Below are 15,285 nucleotides of genomic sequence, written 5' to 3' on the forward strand. Positions count from 1 at the left end.
TAGGAGTTCGGGTAGCTGTTATAGGAATATTCCTACCCCTGAGGCGAAGCGATTAAGAGTTGGGGCTAGACGCGGCTAGATATCGGCTTCGTCGTCGATCAGTTTGTGGCGGATCGCGTAACGCACGAGCCCGTTTTCGTTCGGCATCTGCATTTTTTCGAGAATGCGGGTCTTGTGCGTGCTGACGGTCTTCACGCTCACGCAGAGTTCGTGGGCGATTTCGGTGATGCTCTGACCCGAGACGATGCGCCGGAACACGTCGAACTCGCGATCGGACAACCGGTGATGCGGCAGTGCGTCAGTGGGTTCGTTCAGGTTTTGCGCGAAGCGCTCGGCCATCGCGAGACTGACGTAGACGCCGCCCGCGGCCACCTTCGTGACGGCGCCGACCAGTTCGGCGCTCGCGCTTTCCTTCGTCATGTAGCCGGACGCGCCCGCCTTGAACGCGCGCACCGCATATTGCTGCTCGGCATGCATGGTCAGCACGAGAATACGCAGCGCGGGCTTTTCGTCCTTGATCTGCCTGATGAGATCGACGCCGTTGCGGCCGGGCATCGACAGGTCGAGCACCAGTACGTGCGCGTCGGCGTTGCGGATCAGCGCGATGGTGGTGGCGCTGTCGCAGGCTTCGCCCGCCACCTCGAAGCCGCTTGCGGATTGCAGGATGTGCCGCAATCCGTCGCGCACGAGCGTGTGGTCGTCGGCAAGCAATACCTTGATCATGAATGCGTGTTGTCCTGTTGCACGGCTTGCAGAGGGAAGGTCACCGTCAGCGCGAAGCCCTCGTTGCGGGTCGTGTCGATCTGCAGCGTGCCGCCCAGCGCATGCACCCGTTCACGTACGCCGATCAGGCCGAACGACTGCGCCGAGCCTGCGTAGGCGCCCATGTTTGCGCCAGCGTGCGTATCGGTGCCACGGCCATTATCCGCGATGCGCAGCGTATAGTGTTGGCCGCTCGCCTGCAGCGTCAGTGCGACGACGCTCGCATCGGCGTGGCGCGCGACATTTGTCAGCGCTTCCTGAACGATGCGGAACAGGGCAGTCGCTGCATCTTTCGTGAACGCCTCGCTGTCGACCGCGATACTGCGTTCGACTTCGACGTCGTAACGGTTCGTGAAGTCGTTCACGAGCCATTCGATGGCAGGCACGAGGCCGAGATCGTCGAGCATCACGGGGCGCAGATCGGCGGCGATGCGGCGCAACGACGCCACCGTCGAATCGATCGTGCGCGCCATGCCGCGCAAACGCGCGGCGGCGTCGGTGCTGGAGCGCGGGCCCAGATCCGACGCCAGGGCTGTCTCGAGCACCGACACATCCATTTTCAGCGCGGTGAGTTGCTGGCCCAGATCGTCGTGCAATTCGCGGGCGATGCGCGTCTTTTCCTCTTCGCGCACGCTCTGCAGATTGGCCGACAGCCGCCGCAACTCCTCGCGCGATTCCTTCAGTGCGTTCTCCGCTTGCACGCGCCCGGTGACGTCGCGCAGCATCACGGTATAGAGCTTGCCGGAATCCTCGCGGATCTGCGAAATCGACGCTTCGAGCGGAAACTCTTCGCCGTTCGCGCGCAAGCCGCAAAGGATAGGTTGCCGTCCCATCATCCGCTCGGAAATGCCTGTCGCGCCAAACTGTGCGACGTGCTGCGCGTGGCTGTCGCGAAAACGTGGCGGAATGAAGCGCGCGAGCGGCGTGCCGAGCGCCTGCGCGGCGGGCACACCAAAGATGCGTTCCGCAGTCGGATTGAAAATGACGATTCTCTGCGCTTCGTCGACGGTGATGATTGCTTCCATCGACGAGCGGATGATGCTCATCATGCGCGCTTCGTCGCGAGCCGCGTCGGCAAGGGACGGACGCGAAGCGCGTGTGCCGGCGATCACGCTGAGGACGGTCGCCGTGACGCAGAACGCACACAGCGCGGCAATCAGAAGGAGCGTCGCGCCCATTTGCGCCGCGCGGTTCGACGCGACGGCGGCAAACAGCACGACGATGGTCAATGCGGATGCGAGCACGCTCGATGCGACAGGCACGACGATGCGCGCGCCGGCAACGCGCCGGTGCGCGAGGAACCTGCGGCGAACATCGAGGCCTCCTTTCATCCGTGCCTTCCTGGCGAGAAGGACTGCCACGCGCGGCGGCCGCCGCGATCACCGGAGGCGCGTGTGCGCGTCGTCCTGCCCGCGCCCCCGTACGCATGCATGCGTGGTCAATGCGCCATCAGCACCGGCACCGTCATCGATTCCAGCATCGTGCGCGTGACGCCGCCGAACACGCGTTCGCGTGCGCGCGCGTGGCCGAATGCGCCCATCACCAGAAGGTCCGCGTGCAGATCGGATGCGCGGTTGAGCAGCGTCGCGCCCGTGCCGACGCCGACATGATGCGGCGTGGTCGAGAACGACGCGCGCACGTTGTGCGATTCGAGCCATCCCGCAACGTCGATGCCTTCGGGCGTATCCGGACGCGGTTGTCCGTGATGCCGCACGATCTCGATGCCGACATGGCGCGCGCGTTGCAGCAGGGGCAGCGCGTCGGCGGTGGCGCGTGCTGCTTCACGGCTGCCGTCCCACGCGACGAGCACGTTTTCGCCGAGCGTGCGCACCTCGCCCGCATAGGGGATCACGATCGCGGGGCGGCCGGCGCCCAGCACCAGATCGCCGACGAAATGCGGCGTCACATACGACGCGGGATCGTTCGGATCCTGCTGGCCGAGCACCAGCAGGTCGGCGTGCCGCGCGTGCAGCATCGCGACGTCGAGCGCAGGTCCGGGCGGCGCGCGCCATTCCGCACTGCGCCCCGCGCGCTCGGCGGCGGCGAGAAAGGTGTCGCGGGCCTTGTCGCGGCGTTCGACCTCCTGCGTTTCGAGCTGGAGCAGGGACAGCGTTCTGTCGTGGCGAAGCACGGGCCGGAAGATATCCTGGCAGACCACGTACAGGCCGATCAGATGCGCGTCCCAGCGCTGCGCGAGTTCGAGCGACAGCGCGAGGCGCGTGTCGCTGCGGCGGCTATCGTCGATATGGACGAGCAGGGTTTTGTAGTTCATGTCAGTTCCTTGTCATTTCCGTTGCGCTTGCGTGACGGCAGCGCTTTCAATGCGACAGCAGCACGGGCACGGTCATCGACTGGAGCACGGTGCGCGTCGCGCCGCCCAGCACCAGTTCATGCAGACGGGAATGCGCGTAAGCGCCCATCACGATCATGTCGCAGCCGGAATCCGCCGCTTGTGACAGCAGCACGTCGCCAATGGGCGTGTCGCTGCCCGTCGACACTTCGCGCACGTTTACCTTGACGCCATGACGCGCAATCGTCAGCGCAATGTCGGCGCCGGGGATGCGCCATTCGGGCGGCTCGTCGCGCGCGGCGTCGACGGTCAGCAAGGTGACGTCGGTGGCGTGCGAGAGAAACGGCATCGCGTCGTGGATCGCGCGAGTCGCTTCGCGGCTGCCGTCCCAGGCGACCAGTACGCGCTTGCCGGGCGTCGCTTGCACGCCCGTCGCTGGCAGGAGCAGCACCGGGCGGCCCGCCGACATCAGCAGATGCTCGGCGAACTGGTCGGCGATAAACGATTCGGGGTCTTGCGAATCGGCCTGTCCGGCGATCACGAGATCGGCGAGGCGCGCATACGGCGGCACGACGTCGTTCGCGTAGCCGGCCGCGGCAATCCAGCGTCCTTCGACTTTCGCGCGTGCGGCCTCCGCATGAAACAGGCGCTCCAGTGCCGCACCGTGTTCGTGGCGCTGACGCTCGTGTTCCGCGTAGTAGGCCGCTGTGCCCGCCATCACGAAGAACGCGTGCGGATCGGGTAGATAGGTTGTGAAAAGACCCGTTAGCCGTGCGTGGAACTGATGCGCGACACGCAGCGCGACTTCGAGGCGCGGATGCGCGTGAACGCCCGTATCGAGTTGCACGAGGATGCTCTTGTAACTCATCGCCGTTGCTCCAGAACAGAGAGACGTGGGGCGGGCGCAAGCCCGCGATGCAATCGAGTCTACGAGGCGCAGCGGCGGCGCGATTGATGCAGGTCAAGCAGCTTCGAATCACAGTTTGAGCAGACGTTTTCCCGTTGCTTGATCGACATCAAACGGGACGGCGCGCACGCGTCTAGATTGCTTCGTATGAATGGTTTATTCCTTCAATGGAGGACTCTGTCATGAAAGCACTCGTCTATCACGGTCCCAACGAGAAGTCGCTCGACGAGCGTCCGATGCCCGAGCTCGCGGCGCCGACCGATGCGATCGTGAGAATGACGCGCACGACCATCTGCGGCACCGACCTGCATATCCTCAAGGGCGACGTGCCGACCTGCGAGCCGGGGCGCATCCTCGGCCACGAAGGCGTCGGCATCGTGCACAGCGTGGGCAGCGCGGTGAGCGGTCTCGATGTCGGCGATCACGTGCTGGTGTCATGCATCTCGTCATGCGGACGATGCGACTATTGCCGGCGCGGCATGTACTCGCATTGCACGACGGGCGGCTGGATTCTCGGGCATCGGATCGACGGCACACAGGCCGAGTACGTGCGCATTCCGCATGCGCAGACGAGCCTTTACCGCATTCCCGCCGGCCTCGACGAAGAGGCGCTAGTCATGCTCTCCGACATCCTGCCGACGGGCTTCGAATGCGGCGTGCTCAATGGCAAGGTTCAACCGGGCAGCACGGTGGCGATCGTCGGCGCGGGGCCGATCGGGCTCGCGTCGCTGTTGACGGCGCAGTTCTACTCACCCGCGCAGATCATCATGATCGATCCGGACCCGAACCGTCTGGAAGTGGCGCAGCGTTTCGGCGCGACGGCCTGCATCGACAACCGTCACGAAGATGCCGTGGCGCAGGTTATGGCGCTGACGGAGTCGACGGGGGTGGATTGCGCAATCGAAGCCGTCGGCGTGCCGGCCACCTTCGAGCTGTGCGAGGCGCTGATCGCGCCCGGCGGCACGATTGCGAACGTCGGCGTGCATGGCGTGAAGTGCGATCTGCATCTGGAGAAGCTGTGGGACCGCAATATTTCGATCACCACCCGTCTGGTCGATACCGTCAGCACGCCGATGCTGCTGAAGACCGTGCGCGCGGGCCGACTGGATCCGAAGCAGCTGATCACACACCGTTTCGCGCTCGACGACATGCTGGCTGCCTACGACACCTTCTCGCGCGCGGCCAGCACGCACGCGCTCAAAGTGCTGATCGAAGTGTCGTGATGTGTGTTTGATCTGGATCAGCGGCAATATGCAGCAGACGCTTAAGCTGGATTCATATCGACAGTAAGGGACCACGCGACATGTCGGCGTCACGCAGGATTCTGGTCGTCTACGACTCGCGCAGCGGCACGACGCGGCGCATAGCCGAATTGCTCGCAGCCGAACTGGACGCGGACATCGAGGCGATTCGCGAGCGGGGCAGGCATGGCGCGAGCGGCGCCCCTGTCGAAGACGATGCGGTGCGCGCCGGCGTGCGTGGCTATCTGCGCTCGCTGATCGACGGGCTGCGTCATCGCGAGGTCGGCGTGATGCCGCCCATCCACGATCTGTCAGCCTACGACGCCGTCGTGGTCGGCACGTCCGTGTGGGCGAGCCGGCCGTCTGCGCCCGCTATCGCCTGGCTGAAGGCGCAGGGCGCGCGTACCCGGCGTCTCGCGCTGTTTTGCGCACTCGGCGGAAGCGGCAGCCGGAAAGCGCTCGAACGGATGGCGCGGGCGGCGGGCAAAACGCCTCTGGCCGTGTGCGCGATCACTGCGCGCGATGTGCGGCGGCGCGTCGACGGCACGAAACGTCAGGGCTTCGGCCAGAAGGTCCGGCATCGCCTCGCGAAACTCCGGCAGTGATGCAGCCGGTCAACGCTTTTTGCTGGCGCGCGGCTACGCGTGCCGGTCGAACGGATATTTCCAAAGGAGTATCGATATGTACAAGAAAATCCTCGTCGCGGTGGACGGCAGCGAAACGTCGAAAAAGGCCGTGCAGGAGGCCGTGAAACTGGCGTCGCTGACGAGCGGGACGGTGCACGCCGTCTATGTCGTCGATCAGTCGCCGATTTTCAGTTACGCGGGATACTTCGATCCCGTCGTGCTGACCGACGCGTTGCGCGACGATGGCCGCAAGGCGCTGGACAATGCGCAGTCGACGTGCGCGCAGTCAGGCGTTGCGTGCGCGATCGAACTGGTGGAGACCGAGCCGCTCAGTGAAGACGTCGCGCATACGTTGCAGCGTTGCGCGGATCGTATCGGCGCGGAACTCGTGGTGCTCGGCACGCACGGACGGCGTGGCGTGAAGCGGCTCGTGCTCGGCAGCGTCGCAGAGCGTTTCTTGCGGATGTCGGTGTGTCCGGTGTTGCTGGTGCGCGGCAGCGAGGAAGAGATTCCGGACGGGCTATGAGCATGGCGTACTCGCCGTAAGCAAAGTACGGTTTCGCGCTGGCCTTGGCAGCGAGCGCGAAACGTGCATGAAGCGTCAGAATGCAGCCGTGGAGAAATCCTCATCGGGCGTGAGCGGTTCGCGTCCCGCCGCGAAATGCCCAACGGTCTGCGCAAGCAGGGCCACGGATCCAACCGGCAGCTTGAGGTTCGTTGCCAGCGCACTGCGGTTCATCCAGCCGCGCGCGGCGGCCGCGAGTCCTGTCGATGCGCAAAACAGATAGACGTTCTGCAGGATCGCGCCCGTGCTGGCCGCCGCAAAGGCTTCGCGCTGCGCATGCGGCACGTCCTGCATGCGGGTCAGGTCGGCGACGTACACGAGATTGACGGGTGCGTGGCCGAGAAACTCCTGATAGCCAGTCATGGCACGCAAATCGGCGGCGACGACGAGCGAGAGCGCATGTGCGACAGGGTCATAGCGATAGGCGCCGCTTGCGAGCAGCACATAGACGTCGATCTCGTAGCCGCCGAGCGCTGACGGCGCGGTGCGTCCGCCATCGCGAGCGCGGTTGATGCCGTCGGCGGCCCACAGCAGATCGCCGAGCGTGGTGTGGTCGAGCGGCGTGTCGGCGAATTCTCGCGATGTTTGCCGCGCGGCGAGCGCGTCGAGCAAAGGCATGCCGCCAGTGCGATGCGCGGGTGCAAAGCCTATATACGGAACGGCTGTGCCATCGACGGGGCGCGGCGCGGGCGTGTTGAGCAGCGCGGAACCGATACGGAAGAGAGGTTTGGTCATGGCGTGCCGTCCGCGCGTGAGAGTCATCTTCTGCATGCGGACCTCCGGAAGAACGTGAATCCATCGTCCCACGCTTCGGAGCACGCGGATTGATGCAGATCAAGCGCGCGGGACGTGCCGCTCATGTCTGCAGCAGTTCGGCAGGACGTGCAAGCAGGACAGGTGTATCGGCGATCCGCAGCGTGCGCGCCGCAACGCTGCCGAGGAACCAGCGCGCCATGCCACGCCGGCCATGCGTGCCGATCACGATCAGATCTGCGTTCCATTGTTGTGCGTCGCGCAGGATCGCATGCGGCACATCGTCGCCTGTTCGGTGTGTTTCGACGAGTGCGCTCTGCGCGGCCCGGCCCTCATCGTCGAGGATACGTTGTGCGAGTTCGAGCGCGATGCGACCTTCTTCGAGAAACGCGCCTTCGAGCATGTCGACGGGTGCGATATCGAACAGATGCACGGCACGGTCGACGACGTAGATTGTGCGCAGTTGCGCATCGGCGGATGCGAGATCGAGGCCCATGCGCAGCGCGCCGAGCGAATAGGCGCTGCCATCGAGGGCGAACAGAATGCGCTGCGGGGCAGTATCCGTGCGCACACGGCTGTTTTCCGGCACGAGCAGCAACGAACTCGTCGCGCGCCGTGCGAGCGGTTCGGACACTGTGCCTTCGACCCAACGCAATAGCCGGCGATGATGCCGCGCGCCCATGACGAGCAGATCCGTCTGCCAGTGCGCGGCTGTATCGAGGATTGCGTTCACCGCATCGCCTTCGCGTTTGGACAGGTCGATCAGATGTGTTGTCGGCGCTGCGCCGGTGAAGAGGGATGCAGTCTTTTGCAGCGCGGAGCTTGCGTCGGCTAGCAGTTCATCGCGGGCGGCGGCCAGCAAGGCCTGGGTGGTTGCACCGAGCGGAAACAGCGTGCGGGGATTCTGCGCCACACAGACAAGGGCAATTTCGGCCCGATTGCCGAACAGCGCATTTGTGTATTCGGCAGCGCGCAGGCTCGCTTCGCTGTCGTCGATGGCTAGCAGTACACGGTTGAATGCGCGCTCGGGGGCGCGCGGCGGTTTTGTTGGGGTTGGCATGGTCTCCTCCATTCCGGATGGGTGATGCGTTAGACATGTTTATGCGCTGTTTGTTTTTTTGGTCGGGTTTGTTGTTTGGGTTTGGTTTTGTTGTCGCTGGCATCCGCGTTTTGTTTTGCCCGCTTCACGCGTTGCCCCTGTGCGGGGCGGCACTTACTTTCTTTGCCGCCGCAAAGAAAGTAAGCAAAGAAAGCGGGCTAACACCGCCCGTACTTGACCACTGCCTGAGGGCCCCCAACAGTTCCTCCGCTTCAAACGGTGTTCTGCCTTTCAATGCCCGTTGCCAGTGCTTCGAACGGGCGCCTCACCCACTTCACTCACCCGTAGCACAGCCAACGGCAGCGACTGGTTACGGCCGCCCAGGTGGCAAACTGTGTGTAGGTCGTAGTGCTGCAAACGGCAGCGCTCTTACGACACCGATCGTATTTTTCAGTCTGGAGTGGAGCGCGTACACCGGGAAAGCCGACACACAGTTTGCCGCTATAGAACGTGGGAGATTTGATCGCGCGTGTGGTGACGCGGGAGTGTGAAGCGGGTGAGGCGCCGATTCAAGGCACTGGCAACGGGCGGGGACTGAGAGGTTGCCGTGTGAAGCGGAGGACCCGTTGGGGGCCCTCAGGCAGGAACAAGTGCTGGCGGTGTTCAGCGGCTTTCTTTTGCCTACTTTTCTTTGCCGCGGCAAAGAAAAGTAGGTGCCGCCCCGCACAGGGGCGACGCGTGAAGGGGTACATCACATCGCGGATGCCAGCGAAAGACCATGCAAATCCGACCTGCTGTCGCAAGACGAGCCAAAAGCAGATGCCGCACCGCGTAGGCGCAAACGCGAATGCCAGCGCAAAAGCCCAAACGAACCATCCAATTGATCTCAGTCAACCCGTTGACGATGCAAAAGCACAAACTAGTCAAAAGAGTGCCAAAGGAGAACCTTATGCTAGCCATCGACATCATGACGCAGTCAGTAATCTGCGCGCGGCCAGAAATGACGATCCAGGAAGCAGCAAATCACCTAATCGACGCGAGAATCAGCGGCATGCCCGTTGTCGACGCAAACGGCGCGTTAATTGGCATCATCAGCGAAGGCGATCTGCTCCACCGTGTGGAAACCGGAACAGAAAGGCGCCGCTCCCGCTGGCTGGAGCTCTTCTCCTCCACACGCGATCTGGCGGGCACTTTCGTGAAGGAACACGGCCGCACCGTTGCCGACGTGATGACCACGAAAGTGATCTCCATCGACGACACAACCCCCATCGCCGATATCGCAGAACTCATGGAACGGCGCGGCATCAAGCGCGTCCCCGTGATGCGGAATGGCGAGCTGGTGGGCATCGTCACGCGCGGCAACCTGATCCGCGCGCTAGCGAGCACGGCGCCTGCATCCACGAACGAAAATGCATCCGTCAGTGACCGCGAAATCGCCGATGCCATCGTCGAGGCGCTGGCCGACAAGCGTTGGGCCCTGTCGAAAGCCAATGTGATCGTCAAGGATGGCGTCGCGCATCTGTGGGGCGTGATCGAATCCGAAGAAGAGGAACGCGCGCTTTGCATCGCCGCGCTCGAAGTCAAGGGCGTCAAGGAAGCGCGCGCCCACCTGAGCTACCCGACCGTCATGCCTTTGATGTGACGATTGCGTGACGTTGCAGTTCGCGTCAGATCGCGCGGCGAAGATACCTTTGGGAACCTTCGTCGCGCGATTTTCTTTCTGGACGCTAGAATCCACCTCGGGCGGCTCGCAGACTCCATTGATTGTTCGCCAGATCCTTCAAGTCAATTCGCCCTGAACCGCTTTATCGCGGCGAGTCGTCTGTCTACATTCTCTCCATCGCCGGCCGGCTGGCGCTGAACGCCAACGGTCCCGTCAAACGGTATCGAATCGATTGAGGAAACAGATTATGAGCAAGCTTGCAGGCAAGGTAGCAGTCGTCACGGGCGCATCGAAGGGCATCGGCGCAGCCATCGCCAAGGCGCTCGCAGCGGAAGGCGCATCGGTGGTCGTCAACTACTCCAGCAGCAAAGCCGCTGCTGACGCAGTCGTAGCCGACATCACAGCAGCAAGCGGCAAGGCCATCGCAGTGGGCGGCGACGTGTCGAAAGCAGCCGACGCGCAAGGCATCATCAATGCCGCCGTCGAAACTTATGGCCGTCTCGACATCCTCGTGAACAATTCGGGCGTCTATGAGTTCGCGCCGATCGAAGAATTCACCGAAGACCAGTTCCACAAGCAGTTCAATATCAATGTGCTCGGCCTGCTGCTGACCACGCAAGCCGCCGTCAAGCATCTGGGCGAAGGCGCAAGCATCATCAATATCAGCTCCGTCGTGACCACCATCACGCCGCCGACCAGCGCGATCTACAGCGGCACGAAGGGCGCCGTCGATGCAATCACCGGCGTGCTGTCGCGCGAACTGGGTCCGAAGAAGATTCGTGTGAATGCGATCAATCCGGGTTTCGTCCTCACGGAAGGCACGCACGAAGCGGGCATTGCCGGCTCCGACTTCGAAACTAGTGCCGTCGCCCAGACGCCGCTCGGACGCGCAGGTCAACCGCACGATATCGCGGCGATCGCCGTGTTCCTGGCTTCCGACGATTCCGGCTGGCTGACGGGTGAACACGTCGTTGCAAGCGGCGGGCTGCGCTGATTCAACTGCCTCGTCTGTGAGGCGCGATCACATCATCGGCATGTGCAGATGATGCGGGTCGCTCAAGGTCTCCGCGACGCGCTGCAACGCGTCGCGGCAATCGTCTTTGTCCTGCGGTCCGCCAAGGCACACACGGATCGTGTTCGGCGGATTGCCATCCGTTGAAAAGGCTGCACCCGCAACAGCGCCCACACCCTGATTGCGCAATTGCAGTGCGAGTTCCGGAGCGCTCCAGTCGCATTGCGGTGGAATTGGCAGCCACAGGTGAAAGCCGTCTGGCTGCGCGTCGTATTTCCAGTCGGCCAGTTCCTGTGATGCAATCACCTGGCGCGCAGTCGCTTCCTTGCGGATCGCGTCGAGCATTTCGTGTGCGGTGCCGTCGTTGACCCATTGCGTCGCAAGCATCACCGTGAATGGGCTCGGCATCACCGTCGTCGCACGTAGCGCGCCTGCGACGCGCTGCGTCTGCCGCGCGCTCGGTGCACGCAGATAAGCAACGCGCAGTCCCGCGCCGAACGTCTTCGAAAATCCCGTCACATACCACGTCAGTTCCGGCGCGAGAGAAGCAAGCGCAACGGGTTTGCTCGCGGGAAGCCAGCCGTACGCATCGTCTTCGATGATGGGCACGCTGTAGCGTAACGCGACGTCGGCGAGCGCTTCGCGCCGCTGCAATGAAAGCGTCAACGTACTGGGATTCTGCAGCGTCGGGTTGCAATAGAACGCGCCGGGCTTTTCTGTCTTGCACAGCGCTTCGAAAGCATGCGGCAACGGTCCTTCCTCGTCGCGCGGCAGCGGTTGCAAACGCACGCCGAGTTGCGATGCGATCGCCTTGATGCCGGGGTACGCAAGCGTGTCGAGACATATCGTTTCGCCAGGCCGCGCGAGTTGCGATACCAGCGCCACGAGTGCGCTATGGATGCCGGGACACACCAGCACCGTATCGTCTTCGCATTCGGGCAGACGTTCCTTCAACCACGCGCGTCCTGCCGCGCGATCATCGGGCGTGCCGCCGAAATCCTGGTAGCGCAGCAGCCGGTAAGGATCGGTGTGCGCCAGCAAATGCGCTGACGATTCACGCAGCCGTGCCGCAAGCTCGGGGGGCTCGGGCGGCATGTTCATCGACATCTCGACGCTGCTGCCGCCCGCTAGCGGCAAGGTCTGCGTGCGTCCGCGCACGAACGTGCCGCTGCCCGCGCGTGCATCGAGCAGGCCGCGCTTGCGTGCTTCCGCATAGGCGCGCGCGACGGTCGTGTAATTCAACTGCAATGCACCCGCCAGATCACGCAGCCCGGGCAGGCGGTCACGTGGACGCAAACGGCCGCTCGCCAGATCTTCTTCGATCAGATCCGGTATCACGAGATACGCCGGTTTGCGGCTTTCAGTCAGCCGCTTGAGCCAGTGATGCGTGAGACTGTCCATGCTGTATTCCCGATGCGAAAGCGTATGCGTGAGCGTGAATGGCTTATTCAAAGTACCACGCGAATCGCGCGAAAAATAAATCGGTTTTCAATCAATCAGAAACTTGATCGCATTGATTGGATGAATGCACGCTTGCGGGGTATCGCGCACCATCCGCACGCAAAAGGCGCTGTGTCGTTGTGCGAAACCGGTGCGTGCGCATCTGTCGCCGATGCCCCAAAACCCACGCCGCACAAAGCTCGCAAAGATTTTTTCGGGTCGCTCGAACAATCGCGGTTTGATTGATTGGAAGTTGATTGCATGAACCGGGCCGGAAATTGGCATATCCGTTGCGTTAAGTGATTCGCCAATCGGGATATTTCCGGTTGAGCAATCCGATCAATTACGCGACTTATTGGAGAGCGATATGCCTGCCGTCAACAAACCTCTGCATCAGAAAGGCGACTACCTGGTTGACTACGAAGAAAAAGTCTTTCCTGACGTCAAGGCCGAACCCGGCGAGAAAGCGCTCGTCACCTTTCATACCGTCGCATTCGAAGGCTCGATCGGCTTCGTGAATCTGCTGCAGGCAACGCGTCTGCAACGCAAGGGCTTCGACACGTCCGTGCTGCTGTACGGTCCCGGTGTCACGCTCGGTCTGCAACGTGGTTTCCCGACGCTCGGCGACGAAGCGTTCCCCGGCCATCTGAACTTCAACAAGCAGCTCGTCAAGTTCATGGAAGAAGGCGGCAAGGTGTACGCATGCCGCTTCGCCTTGCAGGCGCTGTACGGTCACGGCGAGGCTTCGCTGATCGAAGGCATCCGCCCGATCAACCCGCTCGACGTGCTGGACCTGCAGCTTCTCCATCGCAAGGAGAACGCGCTGATCATCCATACGTGGACTGTCTGAGCGAGCCGGGTGCCGATCATGTCCGAGCAGCGAATCATCCGTGCAGCGGCGGTGCAGATTGCGCCCGACTTCGAGCGTCCCGGCGGCACGCTCGAGCGGGTTTGTGCCGCCATCGACGAAGCCGCGGCGAAAGGCGTGCAACTGATCGTCTTTCCCGAGACTTTCGTGCCGTACTACCCGTACTTCTCGTTCGTGCGTCCGCCTGTCGCGTCGGGCGCCGATCACATGCGGCTCTACGAGCAGGCTGTCCTCGTGCCTGGTCCCGTCACGCAAGCCGTGAGCGAGCGCGCGCGCCGTCATTCGATGGTGGTCGTGCTCGGCGTGAATGAACGCGATCACGGCAGTCTCTACAACACGCAGCTCGTGTTCGATGTCGACGGAAGGCTCGTGCTGAAGCGCCGCAAGATCACGCCGACGTTTCATGAACGGATGATCTGGGGACAAGGCGATGCAGCGGGGCTGAAAGTCGCGCATACGGGCATTGCGCGAGTCGGCGCGCTTGCGTGCTGGGAGCATTACAACCCGCTCGCGCGCTATGCGCTGATGACGCAACACGAAGAAATTCATTGCAGCCAGTTTCCGGGCTCGCTGGTCGGTCCGATTTTCGCCGAGCAGATCGAGGTCACGATCCGTCATCACGCGCTCGAATCGGGCTGCTTCGTCGTCAATTCGACGGGCTGGCTGAGCGAAGCGCAGATCGAATCCGTCACCACGGACCCGAAGCTGCAAAAGGCGCTGCGCGGCGGCTGCATGACGGCCATCGTGTCGCCCGAAGGCCAGCATCTTGCCGAGCCGCTGCGCGAAGGCGAGGGCATGGTCGTCGCGGATCTCGACATGTCGCTGATCACGAAGCGCAAACGCATGATGGATTCCGTGGGCCACTATGCGCGGCCCGAGCTGCTGAGTCTTGCCATCAACGATCGCCCCGCGATGCCTGTCGCGCCGATGGCGTCGTCGTTCGAACGCGGGGACACCGCGCCTGAAATCACGAGTGGAGGTCAGGATGAATGCCAGCATGAACCTGTCGCCGGCTGAGCCGCGTACGCAGCGCCAGATGATGGAGCTGCGCACGGAGTTGCAATCGGCGGGGCTGCGCCTCGTCGATCCGAATGCGGGCGCGGCGAGCCGTCGTGGTGGCGCAGGTCCGTCGGATCACAAGGCCGTGACGGTGGACGGCGTGACGATCATGGTGCCCGTGCACACCAGTTCCGCGTGGAATTCGCCGTTCGTCGCGGGCGCGCCGGATGAAGCGGGCGCGAGCGCGTTGATGCGCGGCACGATTCCGATTGCCAACATCAGCTTTCCGAAAGCGCCGCGCTTCACGCAGTTGCAAACGCTCGACGGCGTGCCGTACTCGCACATCGCGACGCTGCACGGCACCGATGTGCTCGCAACCACCGTGCTGCAAACCTGCATCCGTTACGAGAGCCGCAAGAAGACCTGCAAGTTCTGCGCGATCGGCCAGTCGCTCGCAGCAGGTCGCACGATTGCGCGCAAGACGCCGGAGCAGCTTGCGGAAGTGGCGCGCGCGGCTGTACTGCTCGACGGCGTCAAGCATATGGTGCTCACTACCGGCACGCCACCCACGTCCGATCGCGGCGCGCAGATCCTGTGCGAAAGTGCGTTCGCAATCAAGGCGGCCGTCGATCTGCCGATCCAGGCGCAATGCGAACCGCCCGACGATGACGCGTGGTTCGAGCGCATGAAGGCGAGCGGTATCGACACGCTCGGCATGCATCTCGAAGTGGTGACGCCAGAGGTACGCGCGCGCGTAATGCCGGGCAAAGCAAGTGTGCCGATCTCGCGCTATATGGAAGCGTTCAAGGCAGCCGTTGCCGTGTTCGGCAAGGGGCAGGTCAGCACGTACATTCTCGCGGGTCTCGGCGATACACCCGAAGCGATTCTGTCGATCTCGCGCGAGCTGATCGATATCGGCGTGTATCCGTTCGTCGTGCCGTTCGTGCCGATCAGCGGCACGCCGCTCGAAGATCATCCCGCGCCTTCGCCTGAATTCATGAAGTCGATCCTGTCGCCGTTGGGCGCAATGCTGCGCGACGCGCAGATGCGTTCCGCCGATATCAAGGCTGGTTGCGGTAAATGCGGCGCGTGCTCGTCGCTGGCATCGTACGAGGACTGA

General features: G+C 63.1%; 15 protein-coding genes and 1 pseudogene. 8 read left to right on the top strand and 8 right to left on the bottom strand.

Translation table 11 applies throughout. From position 1 onward, the window contains the following. Nucleotides 1-75: 75 nt before the first annotated feature. The 4 genes and pseudogenes from G3O01_RS02755 to G3O01_RS02770 all read right to left on the bottom strand — a co-directional run bounded on the left by G3O01_RS02755 (nt 76) and on the right by G3O01_RS02770 (nt 3,920). Nucleotides 76-723 (bottom strand): response regulator transcription factor, encoded by a 648-nt coding sequence (locus tag G3O01_RS02755; protein ID WP_205802895.1) that lies wholly within the window; start codon nt 721-723, stop codon nt 76-78. Beyond that, nucleotides 720-1,823, bottom strand: a pseudogene (locus G3O01_RS02760) (PAS domain-containing sensor histidine kinase); the annotation flags it as partial. The gene G3O01_RS02755 and the pseudogene G3O01_RS02760, both read right to left, overlap by 4 nt. Nucleotides 1,824-2,200: 377 nt before the next feature. Then, the gene (locus G3O01_RS02765) at nt 2,201-3,034 is read right to left on the bottom strand and encodes a universal stress protein (protein WP_205802897.1); all 834 of its coding nucleotides are present in this window, start codon (nt 3,032-3,034) and stop codon (nt 2,201-2,203) included. A gap of 46 nt (nt 3,035-3,080) precedes the next feature. Next, nucleotides 3,081-3,920: a universal stress protein gene (locus G3O01_RS02770; RefSeq protein ID WP_205802898.1), complete on the bottom strand. Its 840-nt coding sequence runs from the start codon at nt 3,918-3,920 to the stop codon at nt 3,081-3,083. 221 nt (nt 3,921-4,141) lie between these two features. Between G3O01_RS02770 and G3O01_RS02775 the strand changes: the two genes are divergently transcribed. From G3O01_RS02775 to G3O01_RS02785, 3 genes are all read left to right on the top strand, one after another. After that, nucleotides 4,142-5,182, top strand: a complete 1,041-nt coding sequence (locus G3O01_RS02775; protein ID WP_205802899.1) for a zinc-dependent alcohol dehydrogenase family protein — start codon at nt 4,142-4,144, stop codon at nt 5,180-5,182. A gap of 80 nt (nt 5,183-5,262) precedes the next feature. Then, nucleotides 5,263-5,805 carry a flavodoxin gene (locus G3O01_RS02780; RefSeq protein ID WP_205802900.1) on the top strand — a complete coding sequence of 181 codons (543 nt, stop codon included), beginning with the start codon at nt 5,263-5,265 and terminating at the stop codon, nt 5,803-5,805. 76 nt (nt 5,806-5,881) lie between these two features. Further along, the gene (locus G3O01_RS02785; RefSeq protein WP_205802901.1) at nt 5,882-6,352 is read left to right on the top strand and encodes a universal stress protein; all 471 of its coding nucleotides are present in this window, start codon (nt 5,882-5,884) and stop codon (nt 6,350-6,352) included. A gap of 75 nt (nt 6,353-6,427) precedes the next feature. Here G3O01_RS02785 and G3O01_RS02790 read toward each other — a convergent pair whose 3' ends face one another. Together G3O01_RS02790 and G3O01_RS02795 are read right to left on the bottom strand one after the other, a co-directional pair. After that, nucleotides 6,428-7,126: a SagB/ThcOx family dehydrogenase gene (locus G3O01_RS02790; RefSeq protein ID WP_205802902.1), complete on the bottom strand. Its 699-nt coding sequence runs from the start codon at nt 7,124-7,126 to the stop codon at nt 6,428-6,430. A 121-nt stretch (nt 7,127-7,247) separates the two neighbouring features. Next, on the bottom strand, nt 7,248-8,204 hold the full coding sequence (locus G3O01_RS02795) for a universal stress protein (RefSeq protein WP_205802903.1): 957 nt from the start codon (nt 8,202-8,204) through the stop codon (nt 7,248-7,250). 928 nt (nt 8,205-9,132) lie between these two features. Here G3O01_RS02795 and G3O01_RS02800 point away from each other — a divergent pair. Together G3O01_RS02800 and G3O01_RS02805 are read left to right on the top strand one after the other, a co-directional pair. Next, nucleotides 9,133-9,825 (top strand): CBS domain-containing protein, encoded by a 693-nt coding sequence (locus G3O01_RS02800; protein ID WP_205803099.1) that lies wholly within the window; start codon nt 9,133-9,135, stop codon nt 9,823-9,825. A gap of 268 nt (nt 9,826-10,093) precedes the next feature. After that, nucleotides 10,094-10,840: a glucose 1-dehydrogenase gene (locus tag G3O01_RS02805; RefSeq protein ID WP_205802904.1), complete on the top strand. Its 747-nt coding sequence runs from the start codon at nt 10,094-10,096 to the stop codon at nt 10,838-10,840. A gap of 27 nt (nt 10,841-10,867) precedes the next feature. Here the strand turns inward: G3O01_RS02805 and G3O01_RS02810 are convergent, their stop codons facing one another. Beyond that, on the bottom strand, nt 10,868-12,259 hold the full coding sequence (locus G3O01_RS02810) for a PLP-dependent aminotransferase family protein (RefSeq protein ID WP_205802905.1): 1,392 nt from the start codon (nt 12,257-12,259) through the stop codon (nt 10,868-10,870). 87 nt (nt 12,260-12,346) lie between these two features. Beyond that, the gene (locus G3O01_RS02815; RefSeq protein WP_205802906.1) at nt 12,347-12,583 is read right to left on the bottom strand and encodes a hypothetical protein; all 237 of its coding nucleotides are present in this window, start codon (nt 12,581-12,583) and stop codon (nt 12,347-12,349) included. Nucleotides 12,584-12,665: 82 nt separating this feature from the next. Between G3O01_RS02815 and G3O01_RS02820 the strand changes: the two genes are divergently transcribed. Genes G3O01_RS02820 through G3O01_RS02830 form a run of 3 tightly spaced genes read left to right on the top strand, consistent with a single transcriptional unit; the run spans nt 12,666 to nt 15,285 of the window. Continuing rightward, a complete protein-coding gene (locus G3O01_RS02820; RefSeq protein WP_012403844.1) occupies nt 12,666-13,148 on the top strand; it encodes an MSMEG_0572/Sll0783 family nitrogen starvation response protein in 483 nt (160 codons plus the stop codon). Nucleotides 13,149-13,166: 18 nt separating this feature from the next. Further along, nucleotides 13,167-14,183: a Nit6803 family nitrilase gene (locus tag G3O01_RS02825; RefSeq protein ID WP_205802907.1), complete on the top strand. Its 1,017-nt coding sequence runs from the start codon at nt 13,167-13,169 to the stop codon at nt 14,181-14,183. Beyond that, a complete protein-coding gene (locus G3O01_RS02830) occupies nt 14,152-15,285 on the top strand; it encodes an MSMEG_0568 family radical SAM protein (RefSeq protein WP_205802908.1) in 1,134 nt (377 codons plus the stop codon). The genes G3O01_RS02825 and G3O01_RS02830 overlap by 32 nt, the downstream gene beginning before the upstream one ends.

The sequence above is a fragment of the Burkholderia sp. Ac-20365 genome, assembly GCF_017104715.1.
In the GTDB taxonomy this organism is placed as follows: Bacteria; Pseudomonadota; Gammaproteobacteria; order Burkholderiales; family Burkholderiaceae; genus Paraburkholderia.